We start from the raw sequence: 16,167 nt of genomic DNA on the forward strand, positions 1-16,167 counted from the left end.
TAGGCGAGGAGGGGCGCGCGGTTGCACCAAATGGGTGCGGCGGCGGCGAAAAAAAGGGCCTCGCTATGCGAGGCCCCTTTATTGTAGCTAGTCCGGCAATTACTTGCGGCTACCCACGATTTCGATTTCAACGCGACGGTTCTGGGCGCGGCCCTCTTTCGTCTTGTTGGAAGCGATCGGGTTCAGCTCGCCCTTGCCTTCCGTGTAGATACGGTTGGGGTCGATACCCTTGCTGACCAGGTAGCTCTTGACCGAAGCAGCACGGCGCTCGGACAGCTTCTGGTTGTAGGCTTCAGTGCCGATCGAGTCGGTGTGGCCAACAGCAATGATGGTTTCCAGATCGATGCCACGGGCTTGCTGGGCGACTTGATCCAGCAGTTGGCGGCCTTCGGGCTTCAGGGTCGACTTGTCGAAGTCGAAGAACGTGTCAGCGTTGAACACGACCTTTGCCGCCATCGGGGCCGGCTTCGCCTTCTGTTGTGCAACCGGAACGCCGTCGCAGCCGGGGATGCCGGTGGCCGGGGTCCAGAAAGCATCGCGCCAGCACAGTTCGTTCGTGCCGTTCTTCCAAACGTCACCGAACGGATTGCGCCAGTTGTCCACCGTGTCGGGATAGGTCTGGGCCGAGGCTACACCCGAGGCCGTGACAGCGGCGAAGGCGAGCGCCAGAGCGAATTTGGAGGGTTTGTTCATGTTTCTCCTCGTTGAGCTTGAAGCTGGATAAGTGACTCGCAGCGAACCCCCGCCGCATATCAGGAAAACGGGGCCAGTATAGCAACGCCAAGAGCTGGTTCAAAGGAATAGCTACTGGGTTTCCTGCGTGCTGGAAACAATCTTAAGGCATTTGGGGGGCTTTGGCTTCCCTGGACAGGCGCATTAACGCTGGATATGACGTTTTCGGCACTCCATCGGTTTTCCATGTTGGTTTTTGGCAACAGGCCCGCCGGGCGCGGGTGGAGGCGCCGACGGCCGCGTTCCGATGTCGCCCGGTCCGGCCCGCCGTGGCGGCTCTTCGGACGGCCCTTCTGACCGCTCCGTGAATCGAATGATAGAATTTCCTGTTTACCCGGCCCGGGTTCCTCCTTACACGATTCTGTCGTTATATATATGGATTCCTTTGCCAAGGAGACGCTTCCGGTATCGCTGGAAGAAGAGATGCGCCGCAGTTACCTCGATTACGCGATGAGCGTGATCGTCGGGCGGGCGCTACCGGATGTGCGGGACGGCCTCAAGCCCGTCCACCGGCGCGTGCTCTACGCGATGCACGAACTGAACAACGACTGGAACCGCGCCTACAAGAAATCGGCGCGTATCGTCGGGGACGTCATCGGTAAGTACCACCCCCACGGCGACCAGTCCGTCTACGACACCATCGTCCGCATGGCGCAGGATTTCTCCATGCGCTACATGCTGGTCGACGGCCAGGGCAACTTCGGCTCGATCGACGGCGACAACGCCGCGGCGATGCGCTACACCGAAATCCGCCTGGCCAAGATCGCCCACGAACTGCTGGCCGACATCGACCAGGAAACGGTGGACTTCGGCCCCAATTACGACGGCAGCGAACAGGAACCGCTGCTGTTGCCGTCGCGCCTGCCCAACCTGCTGGTCAACGGCAGCTCGGGCATCGCCGTGGGCATGGCCACCAACATCCCGCCCCACAACCTCCAGGAAGTCGTCGACGGCTGCCTGTACTGCCTGCGCAATCCGGCGTGCTCGGTCGATGAACTCATGGAGCTCATCCCGGCGCCCGATTTCCCGACCGGCGGCGTCATCTACGGCATGTCCGGGGTGCGCGAAGGCTACCGCACGGGCCGCGGCCGCGTCATCATGCGCGCCAAGACCCACTTCGAAGACATGGAGAAGGGCAACCGCCAGGCCATCGTGGTCGACGCGATCCCCTACCAGGTCAACAAGAAGACGCTGCAGGAACGCATCGCCGAACTCGTCAACGACAAGAAGATCGAAGGCATCTCCGACATCCGCGACGAGTCCGACAAGGACGGCATGCGCCTGGTCATCGAGCTCAAGCGCGGCGAGGTGCCCGAGGTCGTCCTCAACAATCTGTACAAGAACACCCAGCTTCAGGACACCTTCGGGATGAACCTGGTGGCGCTGGTCGACGGCCAGCCCCGCCTGCTCAACCTGAAGCAGATGATCGACTACTTCCTGCAGCACCGCCGGGAAGTGGTCACGCGCCGCACGGTGTTCCAGTTGCGCAAGGCCCGCGAACGCGGCCACGTGCTGGAAGGCCTGGCCGTGGCGCTGGCCAACATCGACGACTTCATCGCCATCATCAAGGCGGCGCCGACCCCCCCGGTCGCCCGCCAGGAACTGATGGCGAAGTCGTGGGATTCGTCCCTGGTCCGCGAGATGCTGTCGCGCGCCGACGGCGATACGCCGGGAGGCCGCGCGGCCTTCCGCCCGGACGACCTGGGCGCCGAATTCGGCCTCCAGGGCGACGGCATGTACCGCCTGAGCGACACGCAGGCCCAGGAAATCCTGAACATGCGCCTGCAGCGCCTGACCGGGCTGGAGCAGGACAAGATCGTCGGCGAATACAAGGACATCATGTCCACCATTGCCGACCTGCTGGACATCCTGGCGCGCCCCGAGCGCATCACCACGATCATCAGCGAAGAGCTGCAGGCCATCAAGGCCGAATTCTCGACCAGCGCGAAGGACACGCGCCGCTCGGAAATCGAGCTGAACGCGACCGAGCTCGACACCGAAGACCTGATCACGCCGACCGACATGGTCGTGACCCTGTCGCACGGCGGCTACATCAAGAGCCAGCCGCTGTCCGAGTACCGCTCGCAGAAGCGCGGCGGGCGCGGCAAGCAGGCCACGGCGATGAAGGAAAACGACTGGATCGACCAGTTGTTCATCGCCAATACGCACGACTTCCTGCTGTGCTTCTCCAACCGCGGCCGCGTGTACTGGCTGAAGGTCTGGGAAGTGCCGCAGGGCACGCGCAATTCGCGCGGCAAGCCCATCGTGAACATGTTCCCGCTGGCCGACGGCGAGAAGATCACCGTGGTGCTGCCGGTCAAGGAATTCAGCGAAGACCACTACGTGTTCATGGCGACTTCGCGCGGCACGGTCAAGAAGACCCCGCTGTCCGACTTCTCCAATCCGCGCAAGGCCGGCATCATCGCCGTGGACCTCGACGACGGCGACTACCTGATCGGCGCCGACCTGACCGACGGCAAGCACGACGTCATGCTGTTCTCCGACTCCGGCAAGGCTGTGCGCTTCGACGAGAACGACGTGCGTCCGATGGGCCGCAACGCCCGCGGCGTGCGCGGCATGATGCTGGAAGAAACCCAGACCGTGATCGCGCTGCTGGTCGCCGGCGACGAAACGCAAAGCGTGCTGACTGCCACCGAAAACGGCTACGGCAAGCGCACGCCGATCACCGAGTACACGCGCCACGGCCGCGGCACCAAGGGCATGATCGCCATCCAGACCAGCTCGCGCAACGGCAAGGTGGTGGGGGCGGTGCTGGTCATGCCTTCGGACGAGATCATGCTGATCACCACCGGCGGCGTCCTGGTGCGCACCCGCGTCTCTGAAATCCGTGAAATGGGCCGCGCGACGCAGGGCGTCACGCTCATCAACGTCGACGACGGCAGCACGCTGTCGGGCGTGCGCCGGGTCGTGGAAAGCGACGCGGACGATGACGGCGACCTGGACGAAGACGGCCAGGACGCGGACGGCGGCGACGGCGCGGCGGATACGACGGATTCGACGGAACCTACGGAGCAATAATGGCCCGCCCCTGGAACTTCTCGGCAGGCCCCTCGGCCTTGCCCGAGGTGGTGCTGCAGCAAGCCGCTGCGGAAATGCTGGACTGGCACGGCAGCGGCATGTCCGTGATGGAAATGAGCCATCGCGGCAAGCACTTCGTGCAGATCTGCGATGAAGCGGAAGCGGATCTCCGCGACCTGCTGGGACTGCCGGCCGACTACGCCGTCATGTTCATGCAGGGCGGGGGTTCCGGGGAGAACGCCATCGTTCCCATGAACCTCATGGGGCGCCGCGGCGCGCCGGCGGCCGACTTCGTCGTGACGGGCCATTGGTCCAAGCGTTCGTACAAGGAAGCCGGGCGCTACGGCAGCGCGCAGGTCGCGGCAAGCAGCGAGCAGGCCATCCAGTTGGACGGCCGCGAGCAGGCGCCGCTGACCTGGGTGCCGCCGGTCGACACCTGGCAGGTGCGCAAGGAATCCGCCTACCTGCACCTGTGCAGCAACGAAACCATCGGCGGCGTCGAATTCATGGACTGGCCGGACACCGCCGCCCTGGGCGCGCCCGACGTGCCGCTGGTCGTCGACGCGTCCTCGCACTTCCTGTCGCGTCCCATGGACGTGACGCGCTGCGGCCTGCTGTACGCCGGCGCGCAGAAGAACGCCGGCCCGGCGGGCGTGACGGTCGTCATCGCGCGCCGCGACCTGATCGGCAACGCCTTGCCGATCTGCCCGTCCGCCTTCGACTACGCCAACGTGGCCGCCGAGCACTCGCGCTACAACACGCCGCCCACGTTCGCGATCTACGTTGCCGGCCTGGTGTTCAAGTGGGTCAAGGCCAATGGCGGCGTGGCGGGCATGGAAGCCGCCAACAAGGCCAAGGCCGACCTGCTGTACGGTTACCTGGACAGCTCCTCGTTCTACCGCAATCCCATCCACGCGCCCGTGCGCTCGCGCATGAACGTGCCGTTCGTGCTGCACGACGATTCGCTCAACGACGCCTTCCTGCAGGGCGCGGACGCCGCCGGCCTGACGCAGTTGAAGGGCCACAAGAGCGTGGGCGGCATGCGCGCCTCCATCTACAACGCCGTGCCCCTGGCGGGGGTGTCGGCGCTGGTCGAGTACCTGAAGGAATTCGAGCGTCGCTATGGCTGATGATCTGCAGCGCAAGCTGTTCCCCTTGCGTCAACGCATCGACGCGCTGGACGCGCAGATCCTCGAACTGCTGACGCAGCGCGCGCGCGCCGCGCTGGAAGTGGGCGAGGTCAAGCATGCCGCGCACGCCGACGGCCCGGTGCTGCGCCCCGAGCGCGAAGCCGAGGTCATCCGCCGCCTGCAGCAGACCAACCCCGGCCCGTTCCCGAACGCGGGCGTGGCGGCGGTCTGGACCGAGATCATCTCGGCCTGCCGCGGCCTGGAGCGCGGCATGACGGTCGCCTTCCTGGGGCCGCAGGGCTCGTTCTCGGAACAGGCGGCGATGGAGCATTTCGGCCACGCCGTGCAGAAGCTCCCGTGCGCGTCCTTCGACGAGGTCTTCCGCGCCGTCGAGGCCGGCCAGGCCGACGTGGGCATGGTGCCGGTGGAGAACTCCACCGAGGGCGCCGTCAACCGCAGCCTGGACCTGCTGCTGAACACCCCGCTGAAGATCCTGGGCGAACGGTCGCTCGTCATCCGCCATTGCCTGATGTCGCAGTCCGGCAGCATGGACGGCATCAAGACCATTTCCGCGCACCCGCAGGCGCTGGCCCAGTGCCAGGGCTGGCTGACGCGCAACTATCCCGACGTGGCCCGCGTGGCCGCGTCCAGCAATTCCGAGGCCGCGCGCGCGGCGGCGTCCGACCCCGGCATCGCGGCCATCGCGGGCGAGGTGGCCGCGCCCGCCTGGAACCTGCAGGTCGTCGCCACGGGCATCCAGGACGACCCCCACAACCGCACGCGCTTCCTGGCCATCGGCAGCATCGAGCCGCTGGCCAGCGGGCAGGACAAGACCAGCCTGATCCTGGCGGTGCCGAACCGCGCGGGCGCCGTCTACGAAATGCTGGCCCCGCTGGCGGCCAACGGCGTGTCGATGACGCGCTTCGAGTCCCGGCCCGCCCGTACCGGCCAGTGGGAATACTATTTCTACGTCGATGTGCTGGGCCACCGCAATGACCCGAACGTCGACCGCGCGCTTGCCGCCTTGCAGGCGCAGGTCGCCTACCTGAAAGTGCTGGGTTCCTACCCGGCGTCGTGAGCCCCTCCACCATGACCACCGCATCCAAGCCCCTCGTCGCTCCCGCGCACGTCAGCGCCATCGCGCCTTACCAGGCAGGCAAGCCCATCGAAGAACTGGCCCGCGAGTTCGGGCTGGATCCGGCTGGCATCGTCAAGCTGGCGTCCAACGAAAACCCGCTGGGCATGCCCAAGTCGGCGCGCGAGGCCATGCTGGCCGCCGCCGAGTCGCTGGCGCGCTACCCCGATCCCAACGGCTTCGACCTGAAGGCGGCGCTGGCCGAGCGCTACGGCGTGCCGATGAACTGGATCACGCTGGGCAACGGCTCCAACGACATCCTGGAAATCGCCGCGCTGGCGCTGCTGGAGCCCGGCGCCTCGGCCGTCTACGCACAGCACTCGTTCGCCGTGTACCGCCTGGCCACCCAGGCGCGCGGCGCGCGCCACATCGTGGTGCCGGCCAAAGACTACGGCCACGACCTGGACGCGATGTTCGACGCCATCGCCGACGACACGCGCCTGCTGTTCATCGCCAACCCCAACAACCCGACCGGCACTTTCGTGCCGGGCGACAGCGTCGCCGCGTTCCTGGAACGTGTGCACGCCGCCCATGGCGACCGCGTCACGGTGGTGCTGGACGAGGCCTATAACGAATACCTCGATCCCGAGTTCCGCTTCGACAGCACCGCGCTGGTGCGCCGCTATCCGAACCTGATCGTGTCGCGCACCTTCTCCAAGGCCTACGGCCTGGCCGGCCTGCGCGTGGGCTTCGCGGTGGCGCAGCCCGCCCTGACCGACCTGCTGAACCGCGTGCGCCAGCCGTTCAACGTCAACACGCTGGCGCAGGCCGCCGCCGTGGCCGCGCTGGGCGACGCCGCCTACCTGGAAGAGGCCTATGCCTCGAACAAGTCGGGCAAGGCGCAGTTGTGCGCCGCGTTCGACGCGCTCAAGCTGCGCTACGTGCCCAGCTATGGCAACTTCGTGCTGGTCCACGTGGGCGATGCGCCGCGCATCAACCTGGAACTGCTCAAGCGCGGCGTGATCGTGCGCCCGGTCGTCGGCGACGGCCTGCCCGAGTGGCTGCGCGTGTCCATCGGGCTGCCGGAAGAGAACCGGCGTTTCATCGACGCCCTGACCGCCATTCTGTCGTAATGAACGGCTCGCCACTGTCTTCCGATCAGGGGGCCGCTGGCCCCCTGATTCCTGTATTGGCCGTCGTCGGCGTGGGCCTGATCGGCGGATCCTTCGCCGCCGCGCTGCGCCGGGCCGGGCAGGCGGGCAGGGTGCTGGGGGCGGGGCGCAATGCGCAGTCCCTGGCGCGCGCGCTCGAACTGGGCCTGATCGACGAGGCCGTGTCCCTCGAAGAGGCGGCCGCGCGCGCCGACCTGATCCTGCTGGCGACGCCGGTGGGCGGGCTGGTGAACGTCCTGTCGCGCATGCTTCCGCACCTGGGCGCCGGCACCGTGCTGACCGACGCCGGCAGCACCAAGGCCGAAGTGGTCGCCGCGGCGCGCGCCGCCCTGGGCGGCCGGATCGCGCAATTCGTGCCCGGCCATCCCATCGCGGGCGCCGAACGCACGGGGCCTGAAGCGGCCGACGCCGATCTCTACCGCAAGCGCACCGTCGTCCTGACCCCCCTGCCCGAAAACGGGGAGGCCGCCCTGGACCTGGCGCGCCGCGCCTGGCTGGCGTGCGGCGCCGAGGTGATCGACATGGACGCCGATGCCCACGACCGGGTGCTCGCATCGGTCAGCCACCTGCCGCACCTGCTGTCGGCGGCCTACATGGAACAGGTGGCCACGGCCGCCGACGCCGCCACCCGCCTGGACCTGGCCGGCAGCGGTTTTCGCGACTTCACGCGCATAGCGGCGGGTTCGCCGGAGATGTGGCGGGATATTTTTCTGTCCAACCGCGACGCGATGCTGGCCGAGCTTGCCGACGTCCGCGCGGTGCTGGACCGTGCCGAACGCGCCATCGCCGATGGCGACGGCGCGGCTTTGCTGACGCTGCTGGAGACGGCGGCCCGCGCGCGCCGCAACTGGCGCAAGGAGTAGCTGACATGGGCGCTTTGCCTTATCTCGATCTGCCGCGGGTGCGGCAAGCGCGGGGCGTGATGGCCCTGCCCGGCTCCAAGAGCATTTCCAACCGCGTGCTGCTGCTGGCCGCGATCGCCGAGGGCGCCACGGTCATCACCGGCCTGCTGGATTCGGACGATACGCGCGTGATGCTGGCCGCCTTGCGCCAACTGGGCGTGCAGGTGTCCGAGCTGGAGGCGGGCCGCGTCACGGTGCAGGGTGTGCGCCGCTTCCCGGTGGAAAGCGCGGACCTGTTCATGGGCAACGCCGGCACCGCCATCCGGCCGCTGACCGCCGCCCTGGCGCTGATGGGCGGCGACTATCGCCTGTCGGGCGTGCCGCGCATGCACGAGCGTCCCATCGGCGATCTGGTCGACGCGCTGAACGCCCTGGGCGCGCGCGTCGATTACCTGGGCCAGCCGGGCTATCCGCCCCTGCATATCGGCCGCGGCGCCATCGCCGAGGACGCGGTGACGCGGGTGCAGGGATCCGTATCCAGCCAGTTCCTGACGGCCTTGCTGCTGGCCGCGCCGCTGCAGGCGCGCGGCAGCGGCAAGCCGGTGGCGATCGAGGTCGCGGGCGAACTCATTTCCAAACCGTACATCGAGATCACGCTGAACCTGATGGCGCGCTTCGGCGTGCAGGTGCGCCGCGACGGCTGGAGCCGCTTCGTCATCGACGGCGGGGCGGCCTACCGTAGCCCGGGGCAGATCGCGGTCGAGGGCGACGCGTCCACGGCGTCCTACTTCCTTGCGCTGGGCGCGATCGGCGGCGGTCCGCTGCGCGTGACCGGCGTGGGCGCCGACAGCATTCAGGGCGACGTCGCCTTCGCCGGCACGCTGGCCGACATGGGCGCCGCGGTCAGCTACGGCCCCGACTGGATCGAGGTGTCCGGCGCGCGCGTCGCCCAGGGCGAGCGCCTGAAGGCCTTCGACACGGATTTCAACCTGATTCCCGACGCCGCCATGACCGCGGCCGCCCTGGCCCTGTTTGCCGACGGGCCGTGCCGCCTGCGCAACATCGGAAGCTGGCGCGTCAAGGAAACCGACCGCATCCACGCCATGCAGACCGAGCTTGAGAAGCTGGGCGCGCGGGTGGAATCGGGGCCGGATTGGCTGCGGGTGACCCCCCCGGCCCAGGACGGCTGGCGCGACGCGCACATCGGCACCTGGGACGACCATCGCATGGCGATGTGCTTCTCGCTGGCGGCTTTCGGCCCGTCGGCGGTCCGTATTCTCGATCCGGGTTGCGTCAGCAAGACGTTCCCGGGTTACTTTGATGTCTACGCGGGCCTGGTTGCCTAGCGGATGTGCCCATGACTTCGAATTCCTCCGAAATCTCTCCCGCCGTCCCCGTCATCGCTATCGACGGCCCCACCGCGTCCGGCAAGGGCACCGTGGCCCACCGCGTCGCCAAGGCGCTGGGCTGGGCGGTGCTCGACAGCGGCGCGCTCTATCGCCTGACCGCGCTGGCGGCCCTGGGCCGCGGCCTGTCCGCCAGCGACGAGCCCGGCGTGGCGCGCGTGGCCGAAACGCTGGACGTGCGCTTCGACGGCCCCCACGTCTACCTGGAGGGCAGGGAGGTCGGCCACGATATCCGACGCGAGGAAGTCGGCAATTTCGCGTCCTGCGTGGCGGCGTTCCCGAGGGTGCGCCAGGCGCTGCTCGAGCGCCAGCGCGCCTTCCGCCTGCCTCCGGGCCTGGTGGCGGACGGGCGGGACATGGGCACGGTCGTGTTTCCGGACGCCCCCCTGAAGGTGTTCCTGGTCGCCGACGTGGTCGCGCGGGCGCAGCGGCGCTGTAAGCAGTTGATCGAAAAGGGAATTTCTGCTAATCTTGATGACCTTCTTCGGGATATGCGCGAGCGGGATGCCCGCGATATGGGGCGAACTACGGCGCCCTTGGCTCCCGCGGAAGATGCGCACGTGCTGGATTCGTCGGATCTGACGATTGCGGAAACGGTGCAGGCAATACTGGATTTCTGGAAGAACGCCAAAGCGGATTGATTGATCGGTCCGGGATTTCTTCACGAGTCCACCCGCGGATTTTCTGTTTTTTTTATCGGCCCTGTTCAAGCTAGGCGCAACCCCCACGGGCCACCCCGCAAGGGCGAACCGGCAAACAGGCATTTTGACTCCACTGTGGCGGGCAATCCGCTGCGGTGTGTTTTTAACGGCCATTTCGGCCCAATGGATTTCAACCCCATGTCTTCCGTTTCCACTACCGCCACCGGCGGCGAAAGCTTCGCCGACCTTTTCGCACAAAGCCTCAAGAGCCAGGACATGAAGTCCGGCGAGGTCATCAGCGCCGAAGTCGTGCGCGTCGACCATAATTTCGTCGTCGTCAACGCCGGCCTGAAGTCCGAAGCGCTGATCCCCCTGGAAGAGTTCCTGAACGACCAGGGCGAGCTCGAAGTGCAACCCGGCGATTTCGTCTCGGTGGCCATCGATTCCCTGGAAAACGGCTACGGCGACACCATCCTGTCGCGTGACCGCGCCAAGCGCCTGTCGGCCTGGCTGCAACTGGAAAAGGCCCTGGAAAACGGCGAGCTGGTCACCGGCACCATCACCGGCAAGGTGAAGGGCGGCCTGACCGTCATGACCAACGGCATCCGCGCGTTCCTGCCGGGTTCGCTGGTGGATCTGCGTCCGGTCAAGGACACCACCCCGTACGAAGGCAAGACCCTCGAATTCAAGGTCATCAAGCTCGACCGCAAGCGCAACAACGTCGTGCTGTCGCGTCGCCAGGTGCTGGAAGCCAGCATGGGCGAAGAGCGCCAGAAGCTGCTCGAAACCCTGCACGAAGGCGCAGTGGTCAAGGGCGTGGTCAAGAACATCACCGACTACGGCGCGTTCGTGGACCTGGGCGGCATCGACGGCCTGCTGCACATCACCGACATGGCCTGGCGCCGTGTGCGTCACCCCTCCGAAGTCCTGCAAGTGGGTCAGGAAGTCGAAGCCAAGGTCCTCAAGTTCGACCAGGAAAAGAGCCGCGTCTCGCTGGGCGTCAAGCAACTGGGCGAAGATCCGTGGGTGGGCCTGGCTCGCCGCTACCCGCAAGGCACCCGCCTGTTCGGCAAGGTCACGAACCTGACCGACTACGGCGCGTTCGTTGAAGTGGAAGCCGGCATCGAAGGCCTGGTCCACGTGTCCGAAATGGACTGGACCAACAAGAACGTCGATCCGCGCAAGGTCGTGACCCTGGGCGAAGAAGTCGAAGTCATGGTCCTGGAAATCGACGAAGACCGCCGCCGTATCTCGCTGGGCATGAAGCAGTGCCGCCAGAACCCGTGGGAAGAGTTCGCCACCAACTTCAAGCGTGGCGACAAGGTCCGCGGCGCCATCAAGTCGATCACCGACTTCGGCGTGTTCGTCGGCCTGCCCGGCGGCATCGACGGCCTGGTCCACCTGTCCGACCTGTCGTGGACGGAAGCTGGCGAAGAAGCCGTGCGCAACTTCAAGAAGGGCGACGAGATCGAAGCCGTGGTTCTGGGCATCGATACCGACAAGGAACGCATCTCGCTGGGCATCAAGCAGTTGGAAGGCGACCCCTTCAACAACTTCGTGGCCACCTTCGACAAGGGCGCCGTCGTTCCGGGCACCATCAAGTCGGTCGAAGCCAAGGGCGCCGTCGTGACGCTGTCCGTGGACGTCGAAGGCTACCTGCGCGCTTCCGAGATCTCCTCGGGCCGCGTCGAAGATGCCACCACCGTCCTGACCGCCGGCGAGAACATCGAAGCCATGATCGTCAACATCGACCGCAAGACGCGTTCGATCCAACTGTCGATCAAGGCCCGCGACAACGCCGAGACCGCCGAAACGATCCAGCGCATGTCCGATGCCAGCGCTTCGTCCGGCACCACCAACCTCGGCGCGCTGCTGAAGGCCAAGCTGGACCAACAGCGCAACGACGGTTAATTCGTGACCAAGTCGGAGCTGATCGCCGCCTTGGCGGCCCGCTATCCTCAGTTGGCCGCCCGCGACACCGATTACGCGGTCAAGACCGTGCTCGATGCAATGACCCAGGCCCTGGCCTCGGGCCAGCGCATCGAGATCCGCGGTTTTGGCAGCTTCTCGTTGTCGCAGCGGTCTCCCCGCATCGGTCGCAATCCGAAATCCGGCGAACAAGTGCTGGTGCCTGGTAAACAGGTGCCGCACTTCAAGGCGGGCAAGGAATTGCGCGAGCGGGTGGACTTGGCCGGCGGCAATGACGAGGACGCTCAATCCTCTGGATCGAGTGAACCGATGCCGTCGATGGTGGGTCTGCACGCCATGCATTGACGGCACGGCTGGAAGGCTGCCTTCGGGCGGATCGGACCGCGAACCAAGCCCCTTGAGAAATCAAGGGGCTTTGTTTTTTTGGGCCTGGGCCGCTCCGCGGCAAAGCGTCCCCCCGGGGGGCTCGGCGCGGCCGGCTGCCCGGGCGGGGTTTTTTCTCGCGGGAGGCGGGAGACGTCGCTTACAATTGAAAGTCTCGAATTCTTAGGAGCACGCGTCATGCGCTACCTAGTCTGGGCCCTGCGATTGCTCGTATTTGTCGCGGTATTGATGTTCGCCTTGAAGAACACCGATCCCGTCGCCGTGAAGTTCTACGCCGATTACGTCGTGCAGGACGTCCCCCTCATCGTCGTGATGCTGGTCGTTTTCGTGCTGGGCGCCTTGTTCGGTCTCTTGCTGACCGTGCCCGCCGCCATGCGCCGCCGCCGCGAGGCCGTGCGCCTGCGCCGCGAACTGGACCGCGTCCAGGCCGCGGTGAACGGCACCACGCCCGTCGTGCCGCCCGAGGCCGTCGCTCCGATGTCGCCGCTGTAATGCCGTTGCGCACTCCGCAGATCGCCTTTTCCGCACCGACTTACCGCAAGAGCCCGAACAGTGGATTTTGAACCTTGGTGGTTGATTTTCGTGCCGGTGCTGTTTGCGCTGGGCTGGCTGGCCGCGCGCTTCGACATCCGGCAAATGCTGCGGGAAACCCGCAGCCTGCCCGATTCCTATTTCCGGGGCTTGAACTTCCTGCTCAATGAAGAGCCGGACCGCGCCATCGACGCCTTCGTCGAAGTGGCCAAGCTGGACCCCGAAACCACCGAGCTGCACTTCGCGCTGGGAAGCCTCTTCCGCCGCCGCGGCGAGATGGAGCGCGCCATCCGCGTGCACCAGAGCCTGCTGAACCGGTCGGACCTGCCCTCCGCCGAGCGCGAGCACGCCCAGCATGAACTGGCGCAGGATTTCCTGAAGGCCGGCATGCTGGACCGCGCCGAAAACGGTTTCGAGCAGCTCAAGGACACCCGCTACGCGCTGCCGGCGCTGCGCTCGCTGATCCGCATCTTCGAATCGGAACACGACTGGCCGCGCGCCATCGAAGCCGTGAAGACGCTGCAAGGCCTGGTCGACGAACCGGTGCCGCAGATCGTGCACTATTACTGCGAGCAGGCGCAGTCCGCGCTGGGCGCCAAGCCGGCCGACATCGAGGCCGCCCACAAGGCGCTGGACGCCGCCGACCACGCCCTGTCGGCCACCCATGGCGCGTCGAGCCGCGGCGCCATGGTGCGCACCGCGATGTTGCGCGCCCGGCTGGCCCTGATCGAACAGGATCCGAAGCGCGAAAGGCTGTACCTGGAATCGGTCATGACCGACGCCCCCGAATACGCGGGCCTCGTGGCCGAACAGGTGCTGGCGAACTATCGCGGCGCCAACCAGGCGGAAGCCGGGCTGGAACTGCTGCAAAAGCAGTACGCGCGCCATGCTTCGCTGGACCTGTTCAACGTGCTGTTCCGCGAACTGCGCGTCCAGCAGGGGGCCGCGCTGGCGTGGGCCTTCGCCCGCACGGCTTTGCGCAGCCATCCGTCCCTGCTGGGCCTGGACCGCCTGCTGGAAGCCGAGCTGGCCAACTCCGAAGGCAGCACCGACCACGGCCCGGTGCCGGGCGCCGACCTGACGCTGCTGCGCAGCCTGATCCACAAGCATACGCAGCGGCTGGACCGCTACGCATGCCGCAGTTGCGGTTTTCAAGCGCGCCGCTTTTACTGGCAGTGTCCCGGCTGCAACGCCTGGGAAACCTACGCGCCGCGCCGTCTGGAAGAACTTGAATGAAATCTTTTCCCGCCGAAGCCATTTCGCATAGCCGCGTTCTCGTGGTGGGCGACGTGATGCTGGACCGGTATTGGTTCGGCGAGGTCGAACGCATTTCGCCGGAAGCGCCGGTTCCCGTGGTGCGCGTGGCGCGCCGAGAGGACCGCCTGGGCGGCGCGGCCAACGTCGCCCGCAACGTGGCGGCGCTGGGCGGGCACGTGACCCTGGTGGGCGTGCTGGGCGAGGACGAGGCGGGCGACAGCGTCCGCCGCCTGTCCGCCGACGCCGGCATCCAGGCCGACCTGATCGCCGACCCGTCCCTGCACACCACCCTGAAAATGCGCGTGCTGGGCAGGCAGCAGCAATTGCTGCGCGTGGACTTCGAGCAGCATCCGGCGCAGGCGTCGCTGGACAGCGTGGACGCCGCGCTGGCCCGCCACCTGGCCAACCACGACATCGTGGTGCTGTCCGACTACGCCAAGGGCGTGCTGACCCGGGTCGAATCCCTCATCGTCCTGGCGCGCGCCGCGGGCATCCCGGTGCTGGTGGACCCCAAGGGCGACGACTACGCCCGCTATCGCGGCGCGACCCTGGTCACGCCCAACCGGGCGGAAATGCAGCAGGCCGTGGGCCGCTGGAATTCCGAGGCCGAACTGACCGACCGGGCGCAGCGCCTGCGTGCCGACCTCGACCTGGAGGCCTTGCTCGTGACGCGTTCCGAGCAGGGCATGACTTTGTTTACCGACGCGGGGCGCGACCACATCGATGCGCAGGCGCACGAAGTGTTCGACGTGTCCGGCGCGGGCGACACCGTGCTGGCCACGCTGGCGGTATCGCGCGCCATCGACCTGCCCTGGGCCGAGGCCATGGGCTGGGCCAACAAGGCCGGCGGCATCGCCGTGGGCAAGCTGGGCACGTCCGTCGTCACCGCCGCCGAACTGGCAGGAGAATCCTCATGATCGTCGTTACCGGAGCCGCGGGCTTCATAGGCAGCAACCTGGTGCGCGGGCTCAACCGCCGCGGCATCGAGGACATCATCGCGGTCGACGACCTGACCGAAGGCGACAAGTTCGTCAACCTGGTCGACTGCAAGATCGCCGACTACCTGGACAAGGACGATTTCCGCCGGCGCATCGCCGACGGCAGCATCGGCGACGTCCGCGCCGTGCTGCACCAGGGCGCATGCTCGGACACGACCGAGCGCAACGGCCGCTACATGCTCGACAACAACTACCGGGTCACGCTCGAACTCTTCGAGTTCTGCCAGGCGCGCCGCATTCCCTTCCTGTACGCCTCGTCGGCCGCGGTCTACGGCGGCTCGTCGGTCTATGTGGAAGACCCCGCCAACGAAGGGCCGCTGAACGTCTACGGCTATTCCAAGCTGCTGTTCGACCAGGTCCTGCGCAGGCGTTTGGACAGCCTGACCGCCCAGGTGGTGGGCCTGCGCTATTTCAACGTCTACGGTCCGCACGAACAGCACAAAGGCCGCATGGCCTCGGTGGCGTTCCACAACATGAACCAGTTCCTGGAGCATGGGCACGTGCGCCTGTTCGCGGGCTGGGACGGCTATGTGGACGGCGGCCAGAGCCGCGACTTCATTTCGGTCGAGGACGTGGTCGCCGTGAACCTGCATTTCCTGGACCACCCCGAGCAGTCGGGCGTCTTCAATTGCGGCACGGGCCGGGCGCAGCCCTTCAACGACGTGGCCGCCGGCGTGGTGAACGCGCTGCGCGCCGAACGCGGCGAAGCCGAACTGACGCTGGCGCAACTGGTCGAGCAGGGCCTCATCCGCTACATCCCGTTCCCGGACGACCTGAAAGGCCGCTACCAGAGCTACACCCAGGCCGACGTCACGCGCCTGCGCGCGGCGGGTTTCCAGGCGCCGATGCGCGACGTGCGGACCGGCGTGTCCGAGTACGTGCGCTACTGGCGCGCCCGCAAGTAAGGCAGGCGCGCCGCCTGGCGGCTTGCCGAGGTGGATGTTTCCGTTCACCGCTTCGTCCAGAAGGCGGGGCGGCGGGCACGATGGAAGCGTGGCCCAACACTCGTTGCGCCCGGTCCTTCAGGAGAC

Annotated in this window: 14 protein-coding genes; 13 read left to right on the forward strand and 1 reads right to left on the reverse strand. The window is 66.8% G+C overall.

Features of this window, described 5'->3' with window-relative positions; genetic code table 11:
• Positions 1–99 precede the first annotated feature (99 nt).
• Positions 100–693: an outer membrane protein OmpA gene (gene ompA, locus WHX56_RS12780; RefSeq protein WP_129243745.1), complete on the reverse strand. Its 594-nt coding sequence runs from the start codon at positions 691–693 to the stop codon at positions 100–102.
• Between the two features lie 414 nt (positions 694–1,107).
• On the opposite strand from ompA, the gene gyrA reads away from it, so the two are divergent.
• From gyrA to rfaD, 13 genes are all read left to right on the forward strand, one after another.
• A complete protein-coding gene (gyrA, locus tag WHX56_RS12785) occupies positions 1,108–3,771 on the forward strand; it encodes a DNA gyrase subunit A (RefSeq protein WP_129243742.1) in 2,664 nt (887 codons plus the stop codon).
• Complete coding sequence (gene serC / locus WHX56_RS12790) at positions 3,771–4,901, forward strand: 3-phosphoserine/phosphohydroxythreonine transaminase (protein WP_338881367.1); 1,131 nt, start codon at positions 3,771–3,773, stop codon at positions 4,899–4,901. Before gyrA ends, serC begins: the two co-directional genes overlap by 1 nt.
• Positions 4,894–5,979, forward strand: coding sequence for a prephenate dehydratase (gene pheA / locus WHX56_RS12795; protein ID WP_338881369.1), 1,086 nt, complete (start codon positions 4,894–4,896; stop codon positions 5,977–5,979). The genes serC and pheA overlap by 8 nt, the downstream gene beginning before the upstream one ends.
• An 11-nt stretch (positions 5,980–5,990) precedes the next feature.
• Positions 5,991–7,109 carry a histidinol-phosphate transaminase gene (hisC, locus tag WHX56_RS12800; RefSeq protein ID WP_338881371.1) on the forward strand — a complete coding sequence of 373 codons (1,119 nt, stop codon included), beginning with the start codon at positions 5,991–5,993 and terminating at the stop codon, positions 7,107–7,109.
• On the forward strand, positions 7,109–8,011 hold the full coding sequence (locus WHX56_RS12805) for a prephenate dehydrogenase (RefSeq protein WP_129243730.1): 903 nt from the start codon (positions 7,109–7,111) through the stop codon (positions 8,009–8,011). Before hisC ends, WHX56_RS12805 begins: the two co-directional genes overlap by 1 nt.
• Before the next feature lie 5 nt (positions 8,012–8,016).
• Positions 8,017–9,336, forward strand: coding sequence for a 3-phosphoshikimate 1-carboxyvinyltransferase (gene aroA / locus WHX56_RS12810; RefSeq protein ID WP_338881373.1), 1,320 nt, complete (start codon positions 8,017–8,019; stop codon positions 9,334–9,336).
• A gap of 11 nt (positions 9,337–9,347) precedes the next feature.
• The gene (gene cmk / locus WHX56_RS12815; RefSeq protein WP_338881375.1) at positions 9,348–10,037 is read left to right on the forward strand and encodes a (d)CMP kinase; all 690 of its coding nucleotides are present in this window, start codon (positions 9,348–9,350) and stop codon (positions 10,035–10,037) included.
• Positions 10,038–10,235: 198 nt separating this feature from the next.
• Positions 10,236–11,948: a 30S ribosomal protein S1 gene (rpsA, locus tag WHX56_RS12820; RefSeq protein ID WP_062682962.1), complete on the forward strand. Its 1,713-nt coding sequence runs from the start codon at positions 10,236–10,238 to the stop codon at positions 11,946–11,948.
• Positions 11,949–11,951: 3 nt separating this feature from the next.
• Positions 11,952–12,311, forward strand: a complete 360-nt coding sequence (locus tag WHX56_RS12825; RefSeq protein WP_129243721.1) for an integration host factor subunit beta — start codon at positions 11,952–11,954, stop codon at positions 12,309–12,311.
• Between the two features lie 216 nt (positions 12,312–12,527).
• The gene (locus tag WHX56_RS12830; protein ID WP_129243717.1) at positions 12,528–12,842 is read left to right on the forward strand and encodes a LapA family protein; all 315 of its coding nucleotides are present in this window, start codon (positions 12,528–12,530) and stop codon (positions 12,840–12,842) included.
• Between the two features lie 60 nt (positions 12,843–12,902).
• Positions 12,903–14,117 (forward strand): lipopolysaccharide assembly protein LapB, encoded by a 1,215-nt coding sequence (gene lapB, locus WHX56_RS12835; protein ID WP_129243713.1) that lies wholly within the window; start codon positions 12,903–12,905, stop codon positions 14,115–14,117.
• A complete protein-coding gene (gene rfaE1 / locus WHX56_RS12840) occupies positions 14,114–15,055 on the forward strand; it encodes a D-glycero-beta-D-manno-heptose-7-phosphate kinase (protein WP_338881378.1) in 942 nt (313 codons plus the stop codon). Before lapB ends, rfaE1 begins: the two co-directional genes overlap by 4 nt.
• Positions 15,052–16,041: an ADP-glyceromanno-heptose 6-epimerase gene (gene rfaD, locus WHX56_RS12845; RefSeq protein ID WP_338881380.1), complete on the forward strand. Its 990-nt coding sequence runs from the start codon at positions 15,052–15,054 to the stop codon at positions 16,039–16,041. The genes rfaE1 and rfaD overlap by 4 nt, the downstream gene beginning before the upstream one ends.
• Positions 16,042–16,167: the final 126 nt, after the last annotated feature.

This window comes from Achromobacter veterisilvae (genome assembly GCF_037619525.1).
Lineage (GTDB): Bacteria > Pseudomonadota > Gammaproteobacteria > Burkholderiales > Burkholderiaceae_B > Achromobacter > Achromobacter veterisilvae.